Origin of the sequence: Methanococcoides methylutens, from assembly GCF_000765475.1 — an archaeon.
Lineage (GTDB): Archaea > Halobacteriota > Methanosarcinia > Methanosarcinales > Methanosarcinaceae > Methanococcoides > Methanococcoides methylutens.
Genome location: NZ_JRHO01000013.1, coordinates 193976 through 212456 on the forward strand (window position 1 = coordinate 193976; position 18481 = coordinate 212456).

General features: G+C 37.9%; 16 protein-coding genes and 1 tRNA gene. 7 read left to right on the plus strand and 10 right to left on the minus strand.

What is annotated here, in order from left to right; all coding sequences use genetic code 11:
• Positions 1 to 108: 108 nt before the first annotated feature.
• The 3 genes from LI82_RS07080 to LI82_RS07090 form a co-directional block, all read right to left on the minus strand.
• Positions 109 to 2940 (minus strand): DEAD/DEAH box helicase, encoded by a 2832-nt coding sequence (locus LI82_RS07080; RefSeq protein ID WP_048194527.1) that lies wholly within the window; start codon positions 2938 to 2940, stop codon positions 109 to 111.
• Positions 2941 to 3208: 268 nt separating this feature from the next.
• Positions 3209 to 4432 carry a SufB/SufD family protein gene (locus LI82_RS07085; protein ID WP_048194529.1) on the minus strand — a complete coding sequence of 408 codons (1224 nt, stop codon included), beginning with the start codon at positions 4430 to 4432 and terminating at the stop codon, positions 3209 to 3211.
• The gene (locus tag LI82_RS07090; RefSeq protein ID WP_048194531.1) at positions 4411 to 5160 is read right to left on the minus strand and encodes an ABC transporter ATP-binding protein; all 750 of its coding nucleotides are present in this window, start codon (positions 5158 to 5160) and stop codon (positions 4411 to 4413) included. The genes LI82_RS07085 and LI82_RS07090 overlap by 22 nt, the downstream gene beginning before the upstream one ends.
• Positions 5161 to 5857: 697 nt before the next feature.
• Between LI82_RS07090 and eif1A the strand changes: the two genes are divergently transcribed.
• Entirely contained in the window at positions 5858 to 6178 is a 321-nt protein-coding gene (gene eif1A / locus LI82_RS07095) for a translation initiation factor eIF-1A (RefSeq protein ID WP_048194535.1), read from the plus strand.
• A 400-nt stretch (positions 6179 to 6578) separates the two neighbouring features.
• Here eif1A and LI82_RS07100 read toward each other — a convergent pair whose 3' ends face one another.
• A complete protein-coding gene (locus LI82_RS07100) occupies positions 6579 to 6770 on the minus strand; it encodes a TRAM domain-containing protein (protein ID WP_048194628.1) in 192 nt (63 codons plus the stop codon).
• A 384-nt stretch (positions 6771 to 7154) separates the two neighbouring features.
• Here LI82_RS07100 and LI82_RS07105 point away from each other — a divergent pair, with 384 nt between their 5' ends.
• Positions 7155 to 7361 (plus strand): hypothetical protein, encoded by a 207-nt coding sequence (locus tag LI82_RS07105; RefSeq protein ID WP_048194536.1) that lies wholly within the window; start codon positions 7155 to 7157, stop codon positions 7359 to 7361.
• A gap of 460 nt (positions 7362 to 7821) precedes the next feature.
• Here the strand turns inward: LI82_RS07105 and LI82_RS07110 are convergent, their stop codons facing one another.
• Both LI82_RS07110 and LI82_RS07115 read right to left on the minus strand, forming a co-directional pair.
• Positions 7822 to 9165 (minus strand): hypothetical protein, encoded by a 1344-nt coding sequence (locus LI82_RS07110; RefSeq protein WP_048194538.1) that lies wholly within the window; start codon positions 9163 to 9165, stop codon positions 7822 to 7824.
• A 151-nt stretch (positions 9166 to 9316) separates the two neighbouring features.
• Positions 9317 to 9841 (minus strand): hypothetical protein, encoded by a 525-nt coding sequence (locus LI82_RS07115; RefSeq protein ID WP_048194540.1) that lies wholly within the window; start codon positions 9839 to 9841, stop codon positions 9317 to 9319.
• Between the two features lie 276 nt (positions 9842 to 10117).
• Here LI82_RS07115 and LI82_RS13570 point away from each other — a divergent pair, with 276 nt between their 5' ends.
• Both LI82_RS13570 and LI82_RS13685 read left to right on the plus strand, forming a co-directional pair.
• Entirely contained in the window at positions 10118 to 10243 is a 126-nt protein-coding gene (locus LI82_RS13570; protein ID WP_269078520.1) for a hypothetical protein, read from the plus strand.
• A gap of 88 nt (positions 10244 to 10331) precedes the next feature.
• Positions 10332 to 10538, plus strand: coding sequence for a NosD domain-containing protein (locus tag LI82_RS13685; protein WP_394297411.1), 207 nt, complete (start codon positions 10332 to 10334; stop codon positions 10536 to 10538).
• A 519-nt stretch (positions 10539 to 11057) separates the two neighbouring features.
• Here the strand turns inward: LI82_RS13685 and LI82_RS07120 are convergent.
• From LI82_RS07120 to LI82_RS07130, 3 genes are all read right to left on the minus strand, one after another.
• Positions 11058 to 11133 (minus strand) — tRNA-Gln (locus LI82_RS07120).
• Between the two features lie 68 nt (positions 11134 to 11201).
• Entirely contained in the window at positions 11202 to 11603 is a 402-nt protein-coding gene (locus LI82_RS07125; RefSeq protein ID WP_048194542.1) for a hypothetical protein, read from the minus strand.
• 27 nt (positions 11604 to 11630) lie between these two features.
• Positions 11631 to 11951: a DUF2551 domain-containing protein gene (locus LI82_RS07130; protein WP_048194544.1), complete on the minus strand. Its 321-nt coding sequence runs from the start codon at positions 11949 to 11951 to the stop codon at positions 11631 to 11633.
• 117 nt (positions 11952 to 12068) lie between these two features.
• On the opposite strand from LI82_RS07130, the gene LI82_RS07135 reads away from it, so the two are divergent.
• Both LI82_RS07135 and LI82_RS07140 read left to right on the plus strand, forming a co-directional pair.
• Positions 12069 to 12608: a hypothetical protein gene (locus LI82_RS07135; protein WP_048194546.1), complete on the plus strand. Its 540-nt coding sequence runs from the start codon at positions 12069 to 12071 to the stop codon at positions 12606 to 12608.
• Positions 12609 to 14830: 2222 nt separating this feature from the next.
• The gene (locus LI82_RS07140; protein ID WP_048194549.1) at positions 14831 to 16945 is read left to right on the plus strand and encodes a thioredoxin domain-containing protein; all 2115 of its coding nucleotides are present in this window, start codon (positions 14831 to 14833) and stop codon (positions 16943 to 16945) included.
• Between the two features lie 302 nt (positions 16946 to 17247).
• Here the strand turns inward: LI82_RS07140 and LI82_RS07145 are convergent, their stop codons facing one another.
• A complete protein-coding gene (locus LI82_RS07145) occupies positions 17248 to 17721 on the minus strand; it encodes a hypothetical protein (RefSeq protein ID WP_048194551.1) in 474 nt (157 codons plus the stop codon).
• Positions 17722 to 17956: 235 nt separating this feature from the next.
• On the opposite strand from LI82_RS07145, the gene LI82_RS07150 reads away from it, so the two are divergent.
• Positions 17957 to 18478 carry a DUF2115 domain-containing protein gene (locus tag LI82_RS07150; protein ID WP_048194552.1) on the plus strand — a complete coding sequence of 174 codons (522 nt, stop codon included), beginning with the start codon at positions 17957 to 17959 and terminating at the stop codon, positions 18476 to 18478.
• Positions 18479 to 18481 lie beyond the last annotated feature (3 nt).

An 18481-nucleotide genomic window follows, 5' to 3' on the forward strand; every position in this document is an offset into this window, starting at 1 on the left:
TTTTTCTTAAATTTAAGTTCAACTTTTTTTAAAATCCATTTCCATATTAAATATACTCAATCTTTCATACACTTTTTATTGAATATATTCAACAATCGGTTCTTTCGATCACATGCCATCGCGAGCATACAGAGCATTATCAGCTTCCCTTAATTTATCCCTCATCTGTTTTGTTCCGGCATCATCCGGTTTTATCCTGAGGGCTTCATTGTATGCCTCAATTGCACCAACACGATCCCCAAGCAGTCTCAAAGCTGTACCCTTGTTCTTCCAGACCACATGACTTTTTCCATAACCAAGGTCCAAAAGCCTGTTAAAGCATTGCAATGCCAGCGTATGCTTCCCCATCATAATGTATGTGACACCTTTGTTCGAAAGTGCTGAACTATTATCCGGATCCAGTTGTAAGGCTCTGTCAAAGCAATCACATGCCTTTTTGTGATCCTTCTCATCCCTGCCGGCAGCGATCCCCATTTTAACCCACTCGGCAGCTGATCCTGATCCCTGACGCTTAAGCTTTCTTCTTGCCCTGTTCAATGCATCAGCGGCATCATTCTGATCCTTCTTCTCGTGCTGCCTGTTCAAAGCAGGAGATCCTGACCTCTGCTTTGAGATCTCAGACAGGTACTTCCTCTTCGGGATGTATTCAGGTTTGCCAAGCATCTTCCTGAGGATCATGATTGCTGCATCCTTATCCAGAGGATTGTTGTTATTACCACACTTAGGGGACTGGATACAGCTTGGGCATCCATCCTTGCAGGGACAGCTCTCTATAGCTTTCAGTGTAACCTCGAGCATTTCGACAATCCTGCCATAGCCGGCTTCTGCATACCCGACACCTCCTGCATGACCATCATAGACGAAGATCCCGCTCTTCTTGTTCAGGTCAGTATGTTCAGGAGTTGAAACCCCGCCCACATCGTTCCTGTCAGCAAGAAGGTGAAGCGGATACATTGCTATGATCGCATGCTCGATGGCATGGATGCCGCCATTGAAATCCCTTTCATACTTTTCCACCAGATCGGCAAGGTATTCAGGAAGCTCAAGCCAGAGGGCTTCGGTCTCAAGACTGAACTTTGGCATAGTGAGGGAAAATTGTCCAAGCTCCTCATCAGTACGCTGCATGAACCTCTTGAAGCCGGTGACCTGTTGGGTGACGTCAACATCACCAAAGCCAACAGTGACACCATCACAGGTCTGAAGAGGCTTTGTATCGATCACATCCACTATCTGTATGTCTGAAGCCACCTGTGACCTTGTGTAATAGCCATCCTTTGCTTTCTCCACCCGGATGATCTGTTTCTCATGGTCAAGTTCAGTAACAGAATAAGGAGTGCCTTTGTTGATGTAGACAGCACCCTTGAAAGCCTCCCTATATGCCCTTAGCCTGCCAATGTCCTTTTCCAGGGGAGCACGGCTTCCTTTCTCAAAGATAGTGTAGCCATCGCCATCAATTCCCCTGATGGACACACGCATGTGAGCCTTGCCGTCAGTACAAAGTTTTTCGGTTTCACCCTCAAGCAATCCTTCTTCTTCAAGTACTGCCATTATCTCGGCAAAATCACTACCGAAATACTTCTCATCCTCCGGCCTTAATGCCAGTTCTCTTGCTGCACACAGCAGATGGCCGGCCTGAATATAGCGATTAGAAACGTTGATAACCGCCTCTTCACATTCTTTCTTGAAAAGGTCAGTCGGATTTCTCATATAATACTGGTCAAGTGCATTGGAATCAGCCACAAGGGCAACGACACTCTCCTGACTTCCACGTCCTGCTCGTCCGGATTGCTGCCTGGCACTCATGATGGTCCCCGGAAAACCATCCATTATACAGGCATCCAGACCTCCGATATCAATACCAAGTTCGAGAGCCATAGTAGAAATGACACCTGCAACATTCCCACTTGAGAGTCCCTTCTCTATCGCTTCACGTTCATTCCCATGATAGCCACCCCTGTAAGGACTGATGATCTTTTGCTCCCCCCTCTGCTCAAGTCTGTTCTTTGCTTCTACATACATCCTTTCGACTTTTTGTCTTGATCTTGCAAACACAATGGTCTGCAGGTCATTCTGCACAAAGGTGGTGAACAGGCCGACGGTCTCACCAAAACTTGCTTTCCGGAGAGTGAAATTGCTGGAGCGTGAACGAGTATAAAGAGGAGGATTCCAGAAAATGAACTTCTGCATTCCACTGCCAGAACCATCCTTATTGACCAGTGTTACATCTTTACCTATCAAAGCAGATGTATGTTCTTCCGGATTGCCAATGGTAGCTGTACAGCAGATGTACTGCGGGTTAGATCCGTAATGATCACAAACACGATTAAGCCTCCGAAGCAGGTTTGCCATATTGCTTCCCATGACACCGCTGTAGGAATGGCTCTCATCAAGAACGATGAACTTCAGGTTAGAGAGGAATTTCTTCCACTGGTGTTTCCATTGCAGGAAGCTCAAATGGAGCATTTCCGGATTTGTAAAAAGTATTCTGGGATTGCCATATTTTACCGCGGATTTTTCCTCAGAGGACATGGTACCGATGAACTTGTTGATGTTCATCTCGATGCCCATGAGATCACGGAAATTCTTAAATGTATCAAGCTGGTCATTGACCAGTGCGTTCAAAGGTGAAATATAAAGGGCAGTTGCATTGGGATCTTCCATCAATGTCTCGAAGATAGGAAGCATATAGCACAGGGATTTACCACTTGCTGTACTGGTGGAGAGAACAAGGTCCTCACCTCTTTTAGCTGTCTCGATGGCCTCTGCCTGATGAGTGTAAAGCTTCTCAATGCCCATTTCGCTGAGAGCATACGTTATCAACGGTTTCAGTAAAACCTCACCGTATTCCGGCTCTTTTGAAGGAATGGTCTCAACATGAACCATCTGGCCTTCATACCTGCGCGAGGAACGGATAACATTTATAAGGTGAGGGACATCCATTGTAGTGCAACTCCGTCATCCATAACAGAATTGATGATACTTAAAATAGTGCGAAATGAATTTGTTTGAGTATTGAGGAAGAAGATAATTAAAAGGTAATATATAAACCAATCAAAATGTAAACAGATTGGATGAATTAATTGTATATTGCGCATAATACATGCATCATATACCATTTATAGTATACTTCATGTCATATATCCTGAAAGTGGATAATTATCCGTAATAAGTGATAAATAAAAAAGAATGAAAAAGGACCAATCTGTAATCAGATCGCATCCTTTCCGATCTGTGCGATCGTTTTGTCAATATCTTCTGCAAGCTCTTCAGGAAGGCCGGTTATGCCCACATCAAGGAAACCACGAACGATCATTCCTACAGAATCTTCTTCGGAAAGTCCACGTGCCATCAGGTATTCGACCTGTTCTTTTGCAATCCTTCCGACTGCAGCTTCGTGTGTAAGCTCCACATCATCCACATTTGCTTCCAGTATTGGAATTGCACGCTGTGTACCTTTGTTGTTAAGTACAAGTCCATGGCATTCCAGATGACCTTTTGAATGCGGTTCGTTTGCAACCATCTCTCCCCTGGCAGTGATCTTACCACCTGTAGTGATAGTTCTTGAAACAAGCTCTGCCTTTGTATTTGGAGCATTGAAAATTACCCTGCTTCCAAGATCAAGTTCTGAACCGGGGTGTGCAACAGCAATAGTATGGAACCTCGCAAAAGCACCTTCTCCGTCCAGGATGGCAGTTGGATAGGACTGAATTGACTTCACAGGCTTTAGCAGGATATAGTTGTTAACAAACGTTGCACCTTCTTCGAGATGGATAGCAGTCCTTGGGCGCACGCCTATATCTTCGGCCCAGTTGTGTATCATTGTGAAGTTAAGGACACCGCCTTTCTTGACGTATATCTCTGAAATACCAAGGTGCATTGCCCTTTCCACGCCTTTCTTGGTAGTACAGCCTGTAATGACATCAAGCTGTGCATCTTCCTCTACAATAAGGATGTTGTGAACGGTCTGTGTCGCGTCTTTATGACCCGTTACAAGACAGGTCTGTACTGGCATAGAGCTTTTCTTACCTGCAGGTGCACGAATGAAATAACCATTAGCATTCTCAAGATAGCTTTTTGCAGTGTACTTGTCAGCATCCACAGGAACAAGCTTCCATGAATATTCCTCCAGCCAGTCATGTTTCTCCATTGCTTCATGCAGTGACATCAGTTCAATGTCAGGATCATTGATCGAAGAATGGGATATTGCATTGTCCAGCATCAGGAAACTGCCTGAACGGTCTTTCTCATCAGGGAGAACACCTACATTGAGAAGTGTTTTCTTAAACTCACTATCGAGGTCCTCAAGATCTTCAGTTAGAGGTACTTCCTTTGTACCGACCTCGAATTCGTTGAGATCGAAGTCCTCTCCATACATTGCAATCTTTGCTATGGCTTTTTCAGCCTTTTCCTTTAAAGCTGTCCCCGTTTGCATTTAATGCACTCTCCATATCCCTGACTCTTTATTTCCTTAAGCATCTCACGTGGATGACCTTTGCACACAACAGCACCATTGCAAAGTATGTAGCCCATATCCGGCTCAACATAGTCCAATACCTGACCGGTATGTGTTATGATAAGTGCGGAATTTCCCCTTCTGTTATGGTCAACAAAACAGTTTGACCTGCTTTTCAGAAGTTCATCTATGGTCTTGCCTATTTCTTCGATGCTTACAAGGTCAACACCGGACTCCGGCTCATCGAGCAGATACATGCATGGGTTTTGTGCTGATAATTGTAATAATTCAGACCTCTTGATCTCTCCACCAGAAAAGCCAACATTGACGTCTCTTTCCATGAAACGCTCCATATCAAGCTTCTTTGCGACTGCTTCAGTGTCGAGACTATTGTCCGTTGATATTGCACTCACGAGTGTCTCGAGCTTAACACCTGTCATGTTAGGTGGTCTCTGGGTCATGATACCCAATCCTCGTTTTGCTCTTTCATCAACTGAAAGGTTAGTTATGTCCTCACCTTTGAATATTATCTGCCCACTAACAATATTGTAACCGCTAAATCCCATAAGCGTCATGAGAAGTGCGGATTTACCAGCTCCGTTGGGGCCGAAAAGAACAGTGGTGCTACCCTGCTCTACTTTGAGATTGACTTTGTTCAGGATAGTCCTGCCACCAATCTCAACTACCAGATCTTTTACCTCGAGCATGTTTCCTCCAATTTTTTGAAGAGATATTAATTACCTATGAATTTAACACAAAAATTACAGATCAAATCTAACTAGTTACTAATCACTGAGAATCTGTAGCATTCCATAGCATTTTTCAAATCAGAACATGAGTATCTGTTACTTAGTTCTATCGACAAAAATGTTCAGGCCGTTAGTCTAATGGACATTGCTGATAAGCTTTTGTGTTTGAGTTAACGGCGTGAAATGGGGATTGATTGGATATATAACTTATCTTTAGAAAATGAGGATGAAGTCCGGCAAAGTAACTTCTAGCTCCGAAAGATAATCTCGGAGGTTTTTTGAAACTATATATGTGAAACTCTAATTTTAAGCTGAAAATGAGTAAAAATGCTTAGACTATTGCCATTTCTTCAACAGACTTTATATGCATTGAGTTTGTTTAATATCATAAACAAATATGCTTATGGTTTGTTATTAAAAAAATTAGTTCCACTTTTTTGAATGATAAATTATATTGATCATATTTGGCTAATCTTCCAACAAATAATATCAGTGAAACTTTCCGGAATTGAATCCCATTAAGTGTGCAGGTGATTTGTAACAATTCACAGATTTCACATTATTTGTTTATAGAATAGGGCAGAATGTTATACATACATTCTAATTATCTACATACTAACAACGAGGAATTAATCTGGCTAATTATAGAAGCAATATGAGGAAAAATAAGGGTGCAAGCGGCAAAGCTTCCGATACTCCGGAAGTTACAAGAGTTCGTACCCCACGAAAGGATAAAAATGAGATCTTAGCAACTGTTGGTACATTGCTTGGTGGAAAAAGAGTCACATTACAATGCATGGATGGCGTTGTAAGGATGGGTAGGATCCCTGGTTCAAAGAAAAAAAGGATGTGGGTTCGCGAAGGCGATATTGTAATAGTTACTCCATGGTCTTTCCAGGATTCAAAAGCTGATGTGATCTGGAAGTACACAATGCCACAGGTAAACTGGCTTCAGCGCAAGGGCTACCTGAAATAAATAATGAATGTATGATCATTCATTATTTCTTTTCATAATCTATTCCTATAATCTGTTTTCAGTATCAAATTTTATTTAATATAATTACTGATTCTCATTATTTTATTAAATTTAATAACCATGCCAGTAGCTATGCTCATATTTCAACTAGATTGAGAAATACGGATGGATGGGAGATGCAGTTAATATATAAGGGGAGGTTTCACAATCAGACAAAAAAATATTGAAATAGAGATTGTAATTTAAAAATCCAATTCAAAATAAGAATCAACTAAATGAGCATCATTTAAATGCTAATTAGGATAAATAAGAACTAGCATAAACTAAAATTAACATCAAAAAAGTGATAATGAAAGATCGAATAATACGACCTTCCACCATTGAGCTTATAAAGCTGTAATTAAACGAGCTCGCCGAATGCGAACTTTCTCATGACCTTGGTAACTTTGATTGTTACTTCGTCGCCGACCTTTGCGCCTGGGACGAAAATTACGAAACCGCTTACTCTAGCGATTCCATCGCCTTCTCTTGCGATATCTTCAATTGTTACGTCGTATGTCTCGCCAGCTTCTACTGGTGCAGTGGATTCCATGTTATTGAACAAATATTTCACTTCCTTTAAAGTGCTTAAAAAGATAATAACCAGACTAGTAAACATAAGGAGAAATAGCAAAACAGTTAAAGCAATACCATCCAAACCTATATATTCATCAAAGCAGCGTTAATCCTCTAAAAGCAATCTAAAAACACCTTATTTACATATAAAGCTTTTGGATAATATTATCGCCATCAACTGAAAAGAAACATATCGATAATTTCTGTTTTGACTTATCTTAATTAGTTATTTAAAGGCAAATCTAAAAAACTAGAATAAATTAGAAATTCTTTTATACAATGGCTATTGATAGATTAGAATGTTCAACATATCACATATTTAAAAAATCAAATACATAGAGTATTGGGGAGATTTATACAGATGGAATCTAAATACTATTCATATAGTCTGATAATATTAGCATATGCTTCACTTGGTTTACTAGCAGAAATACTCATTCATTTGGAAATAAATGCAATGAGATTCGGGGTGAGCGTATTCCTTGAAAGGAACACATACCTTATAATAGCTCCTTTAATGGTCATGATAGGATATGCTGCAGTTAAGAAGCTTAAATTAGCTGAGTAAGATCAAGGACTCATTCCTTGACCATGATTTTATTGTTTATTTAACTTTATAAATTCCCTCATATCTACATTATATGTAACTTAATTCTTATTCTGACAATTGATCATTCTGATATTTACTTCTATTTTAGTAATCCAGATGTCGACCATCCTATTGTAATCCCTATAAATAGCTTAATAGAAAAACTATAGAATGGTATTATTGTGTAGCAGATGCTGTATTTGCTATAAAGGGGGGAAAGACAGGATCAAAGAATCCGCAGAAGCATACATAAGTTGTATAGGCCCCTCGATCTCATTGAAGGCTCAGACACAATTTATTTTTCTTTTTGAAAACACATTAATTTATGCATTATCTATGTTTCTGCTTTATTTTGTAGTGTTGCAAATAACGCATAGATACATGCATAGATGGATGTATAAATATGGATCTAAATAGAGATATAAATTCCTACAAAAAATTAACATAGGGGCTTTATTTTCGATAATATCATATCTGATAAATCCACTCTCTGCTTAAACTCAGTTTCAAGCATGAGATCTTTAACTAATTGTTCGGCCTCTGGATCATTGATAAGAATTAACATATCGCTGAAATATTCCGGAATATAGTATCTTGTATTTCCAGCCTCTATCGCATTCCTGCATTCATTCCTTATCTGGTCATCAAAATATTCTGCTTCATGACAGAGGAGTTTGAGAATCAGTTCAACTACGTCCTGTTCCTTCTCAAGGACAGCCATGCCCACAAAAGGAGGAATAAATATACTTAAGAAAGAGAATGTACGATTTATTGAATTCTCAGGATCATACCAGATTTGAAGCTCATCCAGGATTTCACAATTCTTCTGCTCCCTCAATGGATTGGAAACAGGATGGTTCTCAAAGACAGCAAGAATGCTCTGGAAAGTTTCTTTTAGTTCCTGGAAGATCACATCCCGGTCCAATAAGTTAGCTGGCTCAAGATGTTTCCAGCCCGGAGCAAAATAGAAGGGAACAACAAAGGCCTCCTCATCGGTGGCCGGGTAATAAAGTGTGCCAGATTCCCCTGTAACAATATCGAAATAAGGTATCCTTAATCTAAGACTATAACGGGCATTTTCCAGGGATGAAATGTTGATGACGATCTTATCTGCACCTTCACCTTTGGCACTGAATGTACGCTCAGGTTCACTGTTCAGCTTAAGCAATGGATATTGCGTTTCATGTATGCTGAGCTTAGCCTCAAGCATAACAAAGTTCAATGGAGCTGCCGGCAAGGAATAATCAATTGTGGTGTCAGGTTCCCACTCTTCGACCTCCAGGAAGATCTCCTCTACAATAACTGATCCGGAACCTGTATTGGCCAGTATGAAATGTATTTCATTGTCCCCCTGGGGGTAATCCAGAGCTAAAGTAGGCCTGATCATCCTGAGGCATGAAGACTCCTTTTTCTCCATTAATAATTGCCTTAGAAGAGATATCTCATTTGCGATCTCATCCATTTGAATATTATAGGACCTCAATTCGTTCTCAAATGAACTGGTCGAATTCTGAATACTGATTAGCATTTCGATAGCATCAGAATAATTCCTGCCCATGCCCTGTTCTTCCCCGAAGGTACGCCTTATGGTAGAAGCAAGTACAGTACCCAGAAGAGGTACAGGCATTTTACGAACCTCCTCACAAATAATGTTCAAAGCCACCTCGCCAGTTGATTCTTTCAATTTCTGTGGAAGGTTCTTAAGCATAGAACCAATGTAATTCTGAGCCGACGAAATTATCGATTCCTTAGAAACGTCCCTTTCTTTCAGATTACCAGACATATTATTCCCCTTTTTTATTTTAGTGGGAAACTATATACCATTTCGTCCGGGAACGTCAAATTTAAAATGAAAATTGAGGATAAATTTAAAGTGAATTTAAGTTAAAATGAGGAAAAATTAAGAAACTTATAGTGATAACATCAACAAAAAATCAATCCCTTTTGACCACTGCATGCCACCACACGTATTCAAATTCATCTAATAATAATTGGTCTTTATCTTCATTAGTAGTGAAATTATTCCAATCGATATGGGTGGCCAGATCAAAATTTATTTCAGTGTGAAATATCTTCATCATTGTACGACTACCCCTTGCAGTCAGCGAGATCGAGCTGCCGGTAAATACAATATTTGTCTCATTCAACTCTTCTTGATGATCAAGAACTACAGGCATGATCTCAAAAATTGAATTGATCATTGCATTACGCAAATGTTCGTTATCAGAATATGTCCTTTTTTCAAGGCCGATAACTACTGCATCAATGTCTTCGTAGTAACTTATTCCAACTATCCTCACCTCAGAATCAAGTGATACTTCAGTTAATTCTGACATCAAAGTGTCTTCTATGGTTGGCATTTTGTTTTGTGTAGATCCAGCTACCCCTCTTATGGATTCTGATGCATCATCCGTATCAATTAAAGTTACTGTAGTAAGCAACAGAATCACAATTGCCATACATGATATTAATTTGAAGACTGGCCTCATCGATTTAGTACCCCACATATTCATCGGTAAAATTAGCTAAAACTTTTATAAGTATTTATATTTTGCTATTGAAAAATCGAATAGATGTACAATACGACACATGGAACCAAAATTAGTCCTTTTTGTCAATGATCTGAAGCAAATAGGAAAACACACATTATACACAATCCTTAAGTGATGCAGCAAATAAAAAAAATGAACATGCTTTCAGAACAAAAATGATAAGCATCCTGCAATCACAAATGGATGAAGGTCACTGAAGAACCAGTGATTAATATAACGTTGACTCTGCTACAGGAAGCTGAGATTGAGACAGTAATCGCAATGCTGGAGGGTGTGAAGGAGATGTATGAGAAGATGAACAATGACTAACTTTCATTGAAATGGGTCGAAACATTAGATGAAAATATTCATATATTAAAAACATCTTTGTAGTTTATTAATATTTTGCATAAGTATCATTTTAGTTGATTCCGATAACAATACACTGAAGAATAACGACATGAGCTACAGCAGATTAAAAGGGATCTGGTTATGGAAGTCCAGCAATAATATTTTGCAAAATAATACTGCCATCGGTTCCGTTTTATTAATCCAACGTGAGAGCACCAGGCATGTCACAAATTCAATCCACGCCATTTTCAGAAAAACCACTTACCGAAGGTGACTCTATAACGCTTCCGATTGTCAAAGTCGGCACCAAGACTTGCAGCGCAGGCGGTAAATAATTCACACTCACGAAGTGTGCACTTGTATCCGGTGCAGGGTCATGGAAAGCCATTACCTATGGAGTTTGTGCTATTCTTGGTATAATTCTCAACTTACTTTATGATACAATTGCGTGTTTGGTAAAATTATCTCAATTAAAGCAGATGTTAAGGATACTTCTAGGTGGCTTGACAAGCATTAATCAAAATTGAAAAATCAACTGCAATATAATCTCGAGATTGTTGGAGAATTTCTTGAGAAGGAAATGGTATACAAGATTGAAAATGGTCTATTCCTTCAGTGAAAGACTCCACAATTGTCAGGAAGATATGGTTGCAAGAGGCATACGATTATAATCGTAGAATTATATATGCCAAGATATATGCATATTATAGAATAAGTGAAAATCATACGATAATCTGTATATAAAAAATAACTCAAAAATTAGTATTGAAAAACGAGACTACCTAAAAGAAATTGGTAGCCCGGCACGGATTCGAACCGAAGTTGCGGGATCCAGAGTCCTGCATGATTGACCACTACACTACCGGGCTGCTTATGATTGCAGCTCCTACATAGTAATTCTAATTAATAAAGGTATCGGGTGGTGCTTAAATAAGGCTCACAGATCGTCAGGATTCTCGTCCAGAATGGCTGTCATCCACCATCTTGCCATATCCATAAGATCGTGGCTGAACTGGCTTGATAATCGATACTTGTGGTTCTTGTTAGTGATCATGCCGGCACCAAGCAGCTTGTTTCGCATTGCGTAGAACGATGCACGGCCTATGTCAAGCTCTTTTATGACATCCTGCCATTCGCTGGTCTTGATAGGATTGCCCGCCTTCTGGCGTTCTTCGACCATTATCAGGAACTTCTGCCCGCGCATGGCTGTGGCATCTTCCTGGAAAAGACGGCGCATAAGGCTAAAATAAGGATCTCTGGAGCGAGTTATGCGCGCATTTGTATCGGAACGTATCATTAAGGTCGTAGAGGTTCTGGGAGCATCTTTTACAGATACCATTTAAGATCAAAGCCTGCTGATCAAAGATCAGCTTGCGGCAATCCCCTTAGAACTAAGCTCTGACTGTAAAAGATCAGCATATTCTTCCTTTAAAGAATAAACTGTAGGGGTCTTGTAAGATTCCTTATGGGATCTGAGAATTCCCAGCTTTGAATGTATGTAGCCCACCATTGAAGCAACTGCACTTCTGGAAACATCATACTTTTTAGTGATGGTCTTGTGTAATTCATCTACAGTAGACTTCTTTAAGTTTAAAAATAATGATAGGACGTAGCTCCTAAGTCCATTAACATCCAGTTCAATAAATTTCTCAAGTCGGTCTTTAATTTTAGATCGAATAGATGCCATGATATGTATTCTCCCTAAAGAACAGTAACACATATTATGTAGATAGCAGTATATATATCTTTGTAAAATAATAACGCAAAATTGGTATCAGAATAATTAATTCATAAGGGGATTATAATGACCACTCCGGATACTCGAAATTATAGTTACGATCTGAAAGAAAATCTACTTTACGCAGGAGACCAACAGGTGCCTGCTTATGAGCTGGAGGAAAATGAGATAGGCACTTGTGGCAATTGTGAATCTACCATCATAAGTCTCAGTTATCATGAAACAGATGACGAATTCATTGTTGCAGGCAAATGTACGAATTGTGGAATTCTCTCCGCAAACATCTATGATCCTGGCTGGAACTGGGTCTGTGAAATCGCCATCCCTCACTTTTCCAGATCTGTCTCTGAAAACAATACCGATGAACTATCTGGAACACGACTTAATGCTCAAGGTCCAAAAAATGCAGAAATGCCTGAAATTGATGGCCTGAAACTATTGAACAGCATCCCTATGAAACAGATAGAGGCTATTTTTTCACCCACAGAGATCACAGCACTTTTTGCACGTGCGAAAGGTGAGGAATGTATAAGACAATATCTCTATAATGCCAGAAAGAAGTATCAAACTTTTGAAGACGTCTTTGGAGTTAAGCTCACAATTTAAAATTTGACATATAGTTTCACTTTTGGGAAATGAAAATATACGAATAGTTCTAATGTAATAATATAATATTACGATAATTAATTTAAAAATATAATTTAAATTTATTACTTAATTATATACTAAGTAATAAATTAAACTAGGAACTGATTTATTTAATTGCAACTGTTTACATATGACCAAACAAAATAAACATAATTAATTTTCTAGATGAGAAACAAAGATCAAATATCAGATTATTATAATGGCTACAAAATTTAAAAAAGTTGTCCAATTTAACTCTATGTTTTTTTAAACACTTTCAAATTGCAGAGTGTATATGTTACAGACTAAAAAATGGTAAAAACACATAGGCATATTTTTAAAAAATAATTAAGGATATTTTGTTAACTACAAGAAAAAGAGGAAGAAAAGAATGTTTTTACTAAAATCTAACTCAAAAAAAGAAGTGATGATTTAGTATTAAAAGATCTCACTTTTTGCTTATTGCTCCAATAGAGCAATTAACTATGGGCAAAAATATCTATGCTTTTTCGGTATAACATTGAATGCAACCTATACCAGTTGTAATCTGAAAAACCATAGAAAAACATAGTCGTTTTTGAGTAATAATAGACCAAATTTGAAGATATAATTGAAAAAATTCAAACAAATTAGATCTGCTTAATGATCATGCCTGGAATGACTGAGAGATTAAAAATTGAAAACTCCTTTCACATAGTATATGTGTATAAGTTGGAGTAATATTCCTATTATGCATTTCTTGATTATTTTTTGCAGAGAATAGGGGGTCTGCAAGTCACAAACCGCATATTCTTATAGTATTTAGAATTGTCCTGTTTGGAAAAGTTCCCGATTAAGCACCTGCGTGGACTCCATTCCTATATTGTATGTGAATGGTCTTCGTATGCAGTTTGTTGAGATCTACTCCGAACAAAGGAGCGCTTTTTAGCTAAAGTTAATAATTAAGTTAAAAATATCTCGATTAGATTATCTAAATAATTGATTACTTTCACTAGAAATACTGAAAACTTAAAATTTTTAGCTAAAATTTGCTATGTTTATTAGAGTCTTTTTGAAGCGGCACCTATAGACTCAGTAAGTAATAAAGTATTATATAAAAATAGGCATATAATAATAACTTTTGTAAAAATGTATTGTATAATATATATTATAAAAAATAAGTTTCTAAATTACTAATAATGCAATACTTATTATAGCTACAAAAATAAGTTTTATAATGTACTTATCTTAATATCTATAGTTTATAATATACTAAATAATGACTATACGTTTTAAAAGATAATAAATAGCATAGCAAATTAAAAATATAGTAAAAAGTAATTATTATAAAGTAACTATTATATAGTATATAATTTAAAGTATACTAAAAATAATAGCCAGTCCTATGTAAATTTTATAGATCAGTTATCTATACGAATCAAGGCATTTTCAAATCAAAACCTATACACTATTCAAGTTATAAAATAATAAATAAATATAGGCATATAAAATTAAAACCATTATTTTAAAAATGACTAAATTCAACGTTTACTTAACAAATTTACACATTACCAAAGTTAAATAATAATAAATTGATTTATTTTGATTTAATTAATATATATATATGTGTGTGTGTATGTGTGTGTAAATATCTTATTATATGGTTAAAGATCCCCATAGAGATTCTTATTAAAATTGTAACAAATGCTATTGCAATTCAACATATATAGTTTACAACATACATCAAAAAGTGATGTCTTTTAATATCATATTCCATAAATATAAATATTGGCAATAAATTAAATAATATGTTTAAAAGTATATAATAAAAAGCATTCATTAAATATTAAATATATTAATTAAATAACATAAGATAAATAAATATTATTTTTTAAAAATATAATCATAATTGTATAAATTATATGAAAAATATAATTAATAGTATTTAATTAAATATACATATTGATTTATAATTAAATAAAGGCTAACTATATAATGTAAATACTAAATAGTATATAACTGTAAGTGTACTATTATTTTCAGTACCATAAGGTGCCAACAACTCATCGTTTTTTACCTTTTGTTTTTAAGAATGTACAAATGTATAGCTATGCCCTCACAAATATGAGGATGGCTGACCTTGAAATTAGATGGAAAGTAACTATATACCAGGCAAATAAATATTGATTAATACTGGCAAAGTTGGAGATGGGGGGGCTATAATGAAAACATATGATAATGACAACAGAAAGACGAACAGGCTAATCCATGAAAAAAGTCCGTACCTTTTGCAACATGCATATAATCCAGTGGACTGGTACCCATGGGGAGCAGAAGCATTCAAAAAAGCAAAAGATGAGAACAAACCCATTTTCCTGTCAATAGGATATTCGACCTGCCACTGGTGTCACGTGATGGAAAGGGAGTCTTTTGAACATCAGGATCTGGCAAATATAATGAACAGCAATTTTGTTGCCATAAAAGTGGACAGGGAAGAAAGACCTGACATTGATGCTGTTTACATGGAAGTATGCCAGGCCATGAACGGGAATGGCGGCTGGCCGCTTACCATTATAATGACACCTAAAAAAGTGCCCTTCGTAGCTGCAACGTATATGCCAAAAGAGAGCGTTCTAGGGCGCATTGGGCTGATGGAACTTCTACCACAAATAAATGAGATCTGGACAAAAGAACATCACAAGATTGACGAGCAGACATCCATGATACGTTCCCATTTCTCTGAAAGAACAACTAAGAAGCCTATGGCAAAAGGAACAATTGATGATAATGTCCTAGATTTGGCCTTCAAGCATCTTGAGGATACGTTCGATGAAGATAATGGAGGGTTTGGAAATGCACCTAAGTTCCCATCCCCACACAATCTCATGTACCTCCTTCGATACTGGAACCGGAGCGGTGATAAAAGAGCACTGGAAATTGTAGAAAGAACCCTCAGTGCAATGAAATCAGGAGGCATCTATGACCAAATCGGTTTTGGGTTTCACAGGTATTCCACGGATAGTACGTGGCTAGTACCTCACTTTGAGAAGATGTTATACGACCAGGGAATGCTGGCAATAGCTTATTCAGAAGCATACCAGGCAACAGGCAAGCCTGAATTTGCAGAAACGGTCAGAGAGATATTCGACTATATTGAAAGAGATATGACATCCCCGGAAGGAGGGTTTTATTGTGCTGAAGATGCCGACAGCGAGGGTGTTGAAGGTAAGTTCTACGTTTGGGACATTGATGAGATCAGAGAGATTCTTGAAGAAACTGATGCAAAGTTGTTCATAAATCATTTCAACGTGGAAAAAAGCGGCAATTTCCTTGATGAAAGCACTCGCCAACGTACCGGGAAGAACATATTACACATTAAAACTAGTCCTGATGAGATCGCACGTAAACACAATATAACGATCGAAGAATTTGAAAGTACCATTGAGAAAATCAGGCAGAAGCTCTTTAAAATTCGTGAGAAAAGGGTTCACCCTTCAAAGGACGATAAAATACTCACTGACTGGAACGGACTAATGATAGCTTCACTGGCCATCGCTTCAAGAGCACTTGGAGAACAGAGATATACAGATATGGCTAAAAGATGTGCAGACCTTATTCTCACCAGCACCTACATGAGAACAGGCAGTCTTTCCCATCTGTGCAGCGAAAGAACAGAAACACCGGCATTCCTGGAAGACCATGCATTCCTAATATGGGGATTGATCGAGCTATATGAGACTACTTTTGAAACATCATATCTAAATACAGCATTGAAGCTCAACGAATATCTGCTTGACAATTACTGGGATGACGAAAATAGCGGATTCTACCAGACAGCAAATACTTCAGAAAGCCTTCTTTTCAGGAAAAAGGAAGTTTATGACGGCGCGATCCCAAGTGGTAATTCTATTGCTTTTTCTAACCTGATCCGCCTTGGAAGAATGACTGGGAATAACGAACTTGGGAAGAAGGCCTATGAGATCATGACGGCATTTTCCGGAACAATTTCAGCCATACCTATAGGATATACCCAGTTCCTGTCGGGTGTGAACTTTATTCTGGGACCTTCAAGTGAAGTTGTGATCGCAGGTGACCTTAATTCTGAGGACACAAAGTTGATGCTATCACAGCTTCATAAGGAGTATTTTCCTAACAAGGTCGTGATGGTCAAACCATCGGGAACCGAAGGGAATGCGATCACCAGGATCGCGGAGTACACTGAGAATATTGTTATGAAAGATGGAAAAGCAACTGCTTACGTATGTAGAGATCTAAGTTGCAAAGAACCAACTACTGATCCGGAAAAGATGATGCAGTTGCTTAAAGCTAAGAAATAAGCAAAAGATAGAAAGGGACGATGTGTGAATTGTCACTATAACCAACCAGAATACCCGGGAAGAAATAGTTAAAGAAAGGGACTTCTGGTTCGCATGGTATGCATTCCATCCCGAAACCGAGTTGTATCTCCTTGAAGGAGTGGTTCTTGAGCCCCTAGCGGATGAGCAGGATAGCCCCTTAAGTCCGGCAATTGCACTTCTTTGCGTAGCTATAGCTTTTGCTATTCTTAGAAAGAAGACAAAATAAGAGAACTGAAGAATTAAACCATAAAAAGAAAGGAGGTCGTGTACAGTTACGATGATCACTCATCGAGTATCTGGAACACGATCTCAACAACTCCATTTTTGCATGTCATTTGTGAACTTTCCGGATCGACCTTTGGTTCAAGCTCAACATGCTGGGTAAAGACCTGTTCTTCAGTTTCGAACTGAAGTTCAAGTTCTGAACCTGATGCAGTGTATGAGATATCATCAACATCAACTCCGGTATCAACTGTAACATACAGCTTATCATCGACCTCAGTGTATTCTACGACTGCATCCTTCTTTGAAACATAGAAGAAGTTATTATCGCCTAGTTTTATGGTAGAGAAGTGCTGCTGCTCAGAGTTATCAGCTCCATTGTAGACTACGGAAAAACCATAAAATGCGGGTTTTTCGAATCCCTCTTCAGCCATCTCGTCCATGATACGCTCAATAAGGGATCTGACAATTTCTTCCAGTTCCTTCATCGGAAGAGGAACTGAACCATCATCGTTGTTTTCCTTTTCGGTCATGGTCTGCCTCCATCAAATTTTTTGTGTTTCAAGGTCGATTCAAACAAGAAAAAATGTAAGTAATTAAGTAAATTAGTTAAAGAAAATAAGACTTAATATCAACGTTCGTGTATATGCGAACCAATGTTATATAAATGTTTCTGTTAGGTTAAAAGTTACATTAAATGAAGTTAATAAAATATGATATTATGAATTCTTACAAATTTTTAAATGAAAGAAGAACACAATATCCCTTATGAACACTGCAGATCTTCTTAGCTCGCTTCAAAAATCTGCACGAAGCATTCCTATATCAGATATTATGAAAGCAAGGGCCTTCATGGTCAGATCAGCTTCCGGTTTGCCTAAAAAGTACAGGGAAGCCTATTCAACTGAGCTTTTCAACTACCTATATACCATCTTTACAGAGATCAGCAATTCAAAACAACCTGAAATGAATGAGACCATTGATGCAGAAGAGTATGAAGATCTTATGAAAAGGCTGGAACAAATGGGCGTTCCAGAAGATAAGAATCAAAAGTATTTCAATCAATTAGTTAATCTTACAGCACCCTATCTTGTATTCATCGTCAAAAAACCAATCCATCCAATAGGTATGGTCTTTCCGGGAGGAGATCAGGTCCTGGAAAAGGATGGAATATACTATTGCCCTGTTAAAGACAAGCAGAATAATGTGGAGTGTGCTCTGTGTAAATTCTGTATTTGCAGGGATGCAGAAGAAATGGTAAAAGGAGATAAATGGAAAATGGAGGTATAAGAT

Excerpts from the sequence above, each read along its gene's own strand:
- LI82_RS07080 (WP_048194527.1), bottom strand. The coding sequence starts at position 2,940 with ATGGATGTCCCTCACCTTATAAATGTTATCCGTTCCTCGCGCAGGTAT.
- LI82_RS07085 (WP_048194529.1), bottom strand. The coding sequence starts at position 4,432 with ATGCAAACGGGGACAGCTTTAAAGGAAAAGGCTGAAAAAGCCATAGCA.
- LI82_RS07090 (WP_048194531.1), bottom strand. The coding sequence starts at position 5,160 with ATGCTCGAGGTAAAAGATCTGGTAGTTGAGATTGGTGGCAGGACTATC.
- eif1A (WP_048194535.1), top strand. The coding sequence starts at position 5,858 with ATGAGGAAAAATAAGGGTGCAAGCGGCAAAGCTTCCGATACTCCGGAA.
- LI82_RS07100 (WP_048194628.1), bottom strand. The coding sequence starts at position 6,770 with ATGGAATCCACTGCACCAGTAGAAGCTGGCGAGACATACGACGTAACA.
- LI82_RS07105 (WP_048194536.1), top strand. The coding sequence starts at position 7,155 with ATGGAATCTAAATACTATTCATATAGTCTGATAATATTAGCATATGCT.
- LI82_RS07110 (WP_048194538.1), bottom strand. The coding sequence starts at position 9,165 with ATGTCTGGTAATCTGAAAGAAAGGGACGTTTCTAAGGAATCGATAATT.
- LI82_RS07115 (WP_048194540.1), bottom strand. The coding sequence starts at position 9,841 with ATGGCAATTGTGATTCTGTTGCTTACTACAGTAACTTTAATTGATACG.
- LI82_RS13570 (WP_269078520.1), top strand. The coding sequence starts at position 10,118 with ATGAAGGTCACTGAAGAACCAGTGATTAATATAACGTTGACTCTGCTA.
- LI82_RS07125 (WP_048194542.1), bottom strand. The coding sequence starts at position 11,603 with ATGGTATCTGTAAAAGATGCTCCCAGAACCTCTACGACCTTAATGATA.
- LI82_RS07130 (WP_048194544.1), bottom strand. The coding sequence starts at position 11,951 with ATGGCATCTATTCGATCTAAAATTAAAGACCGACTTGAGAAATTTATT.
- LI82_RS07135 (WP_048194546.1), top strand. The coding sequence starts at position 12,069 with ATGACCACTCCGGATACTCGAAATTATAGTTACGATCTGAAAGAAAAT.
- LI82_RS07140 (WP_048194549.1), top strand. The coding sequence starts at position 14,831 with ATGAAAACATATGATAATGACAACAGAAAGACGAACAGGCTAATCCAT.
- LI82_RS07145 (WP_048194551.1), bottom strand. The coding sequence starts at position 17,721 with ATGACCGAAAAGGAAAACAACGATGATGGTTCAGTTCCTCTTCCGATG.
- LI82_RS07150 (WP_048194552.1), top strand. The coding sequence starts at position 17,957 with ATGAACACTGCAGATCTTCTTAGCTCGCTTCAAAAATCTGCACGAAGC.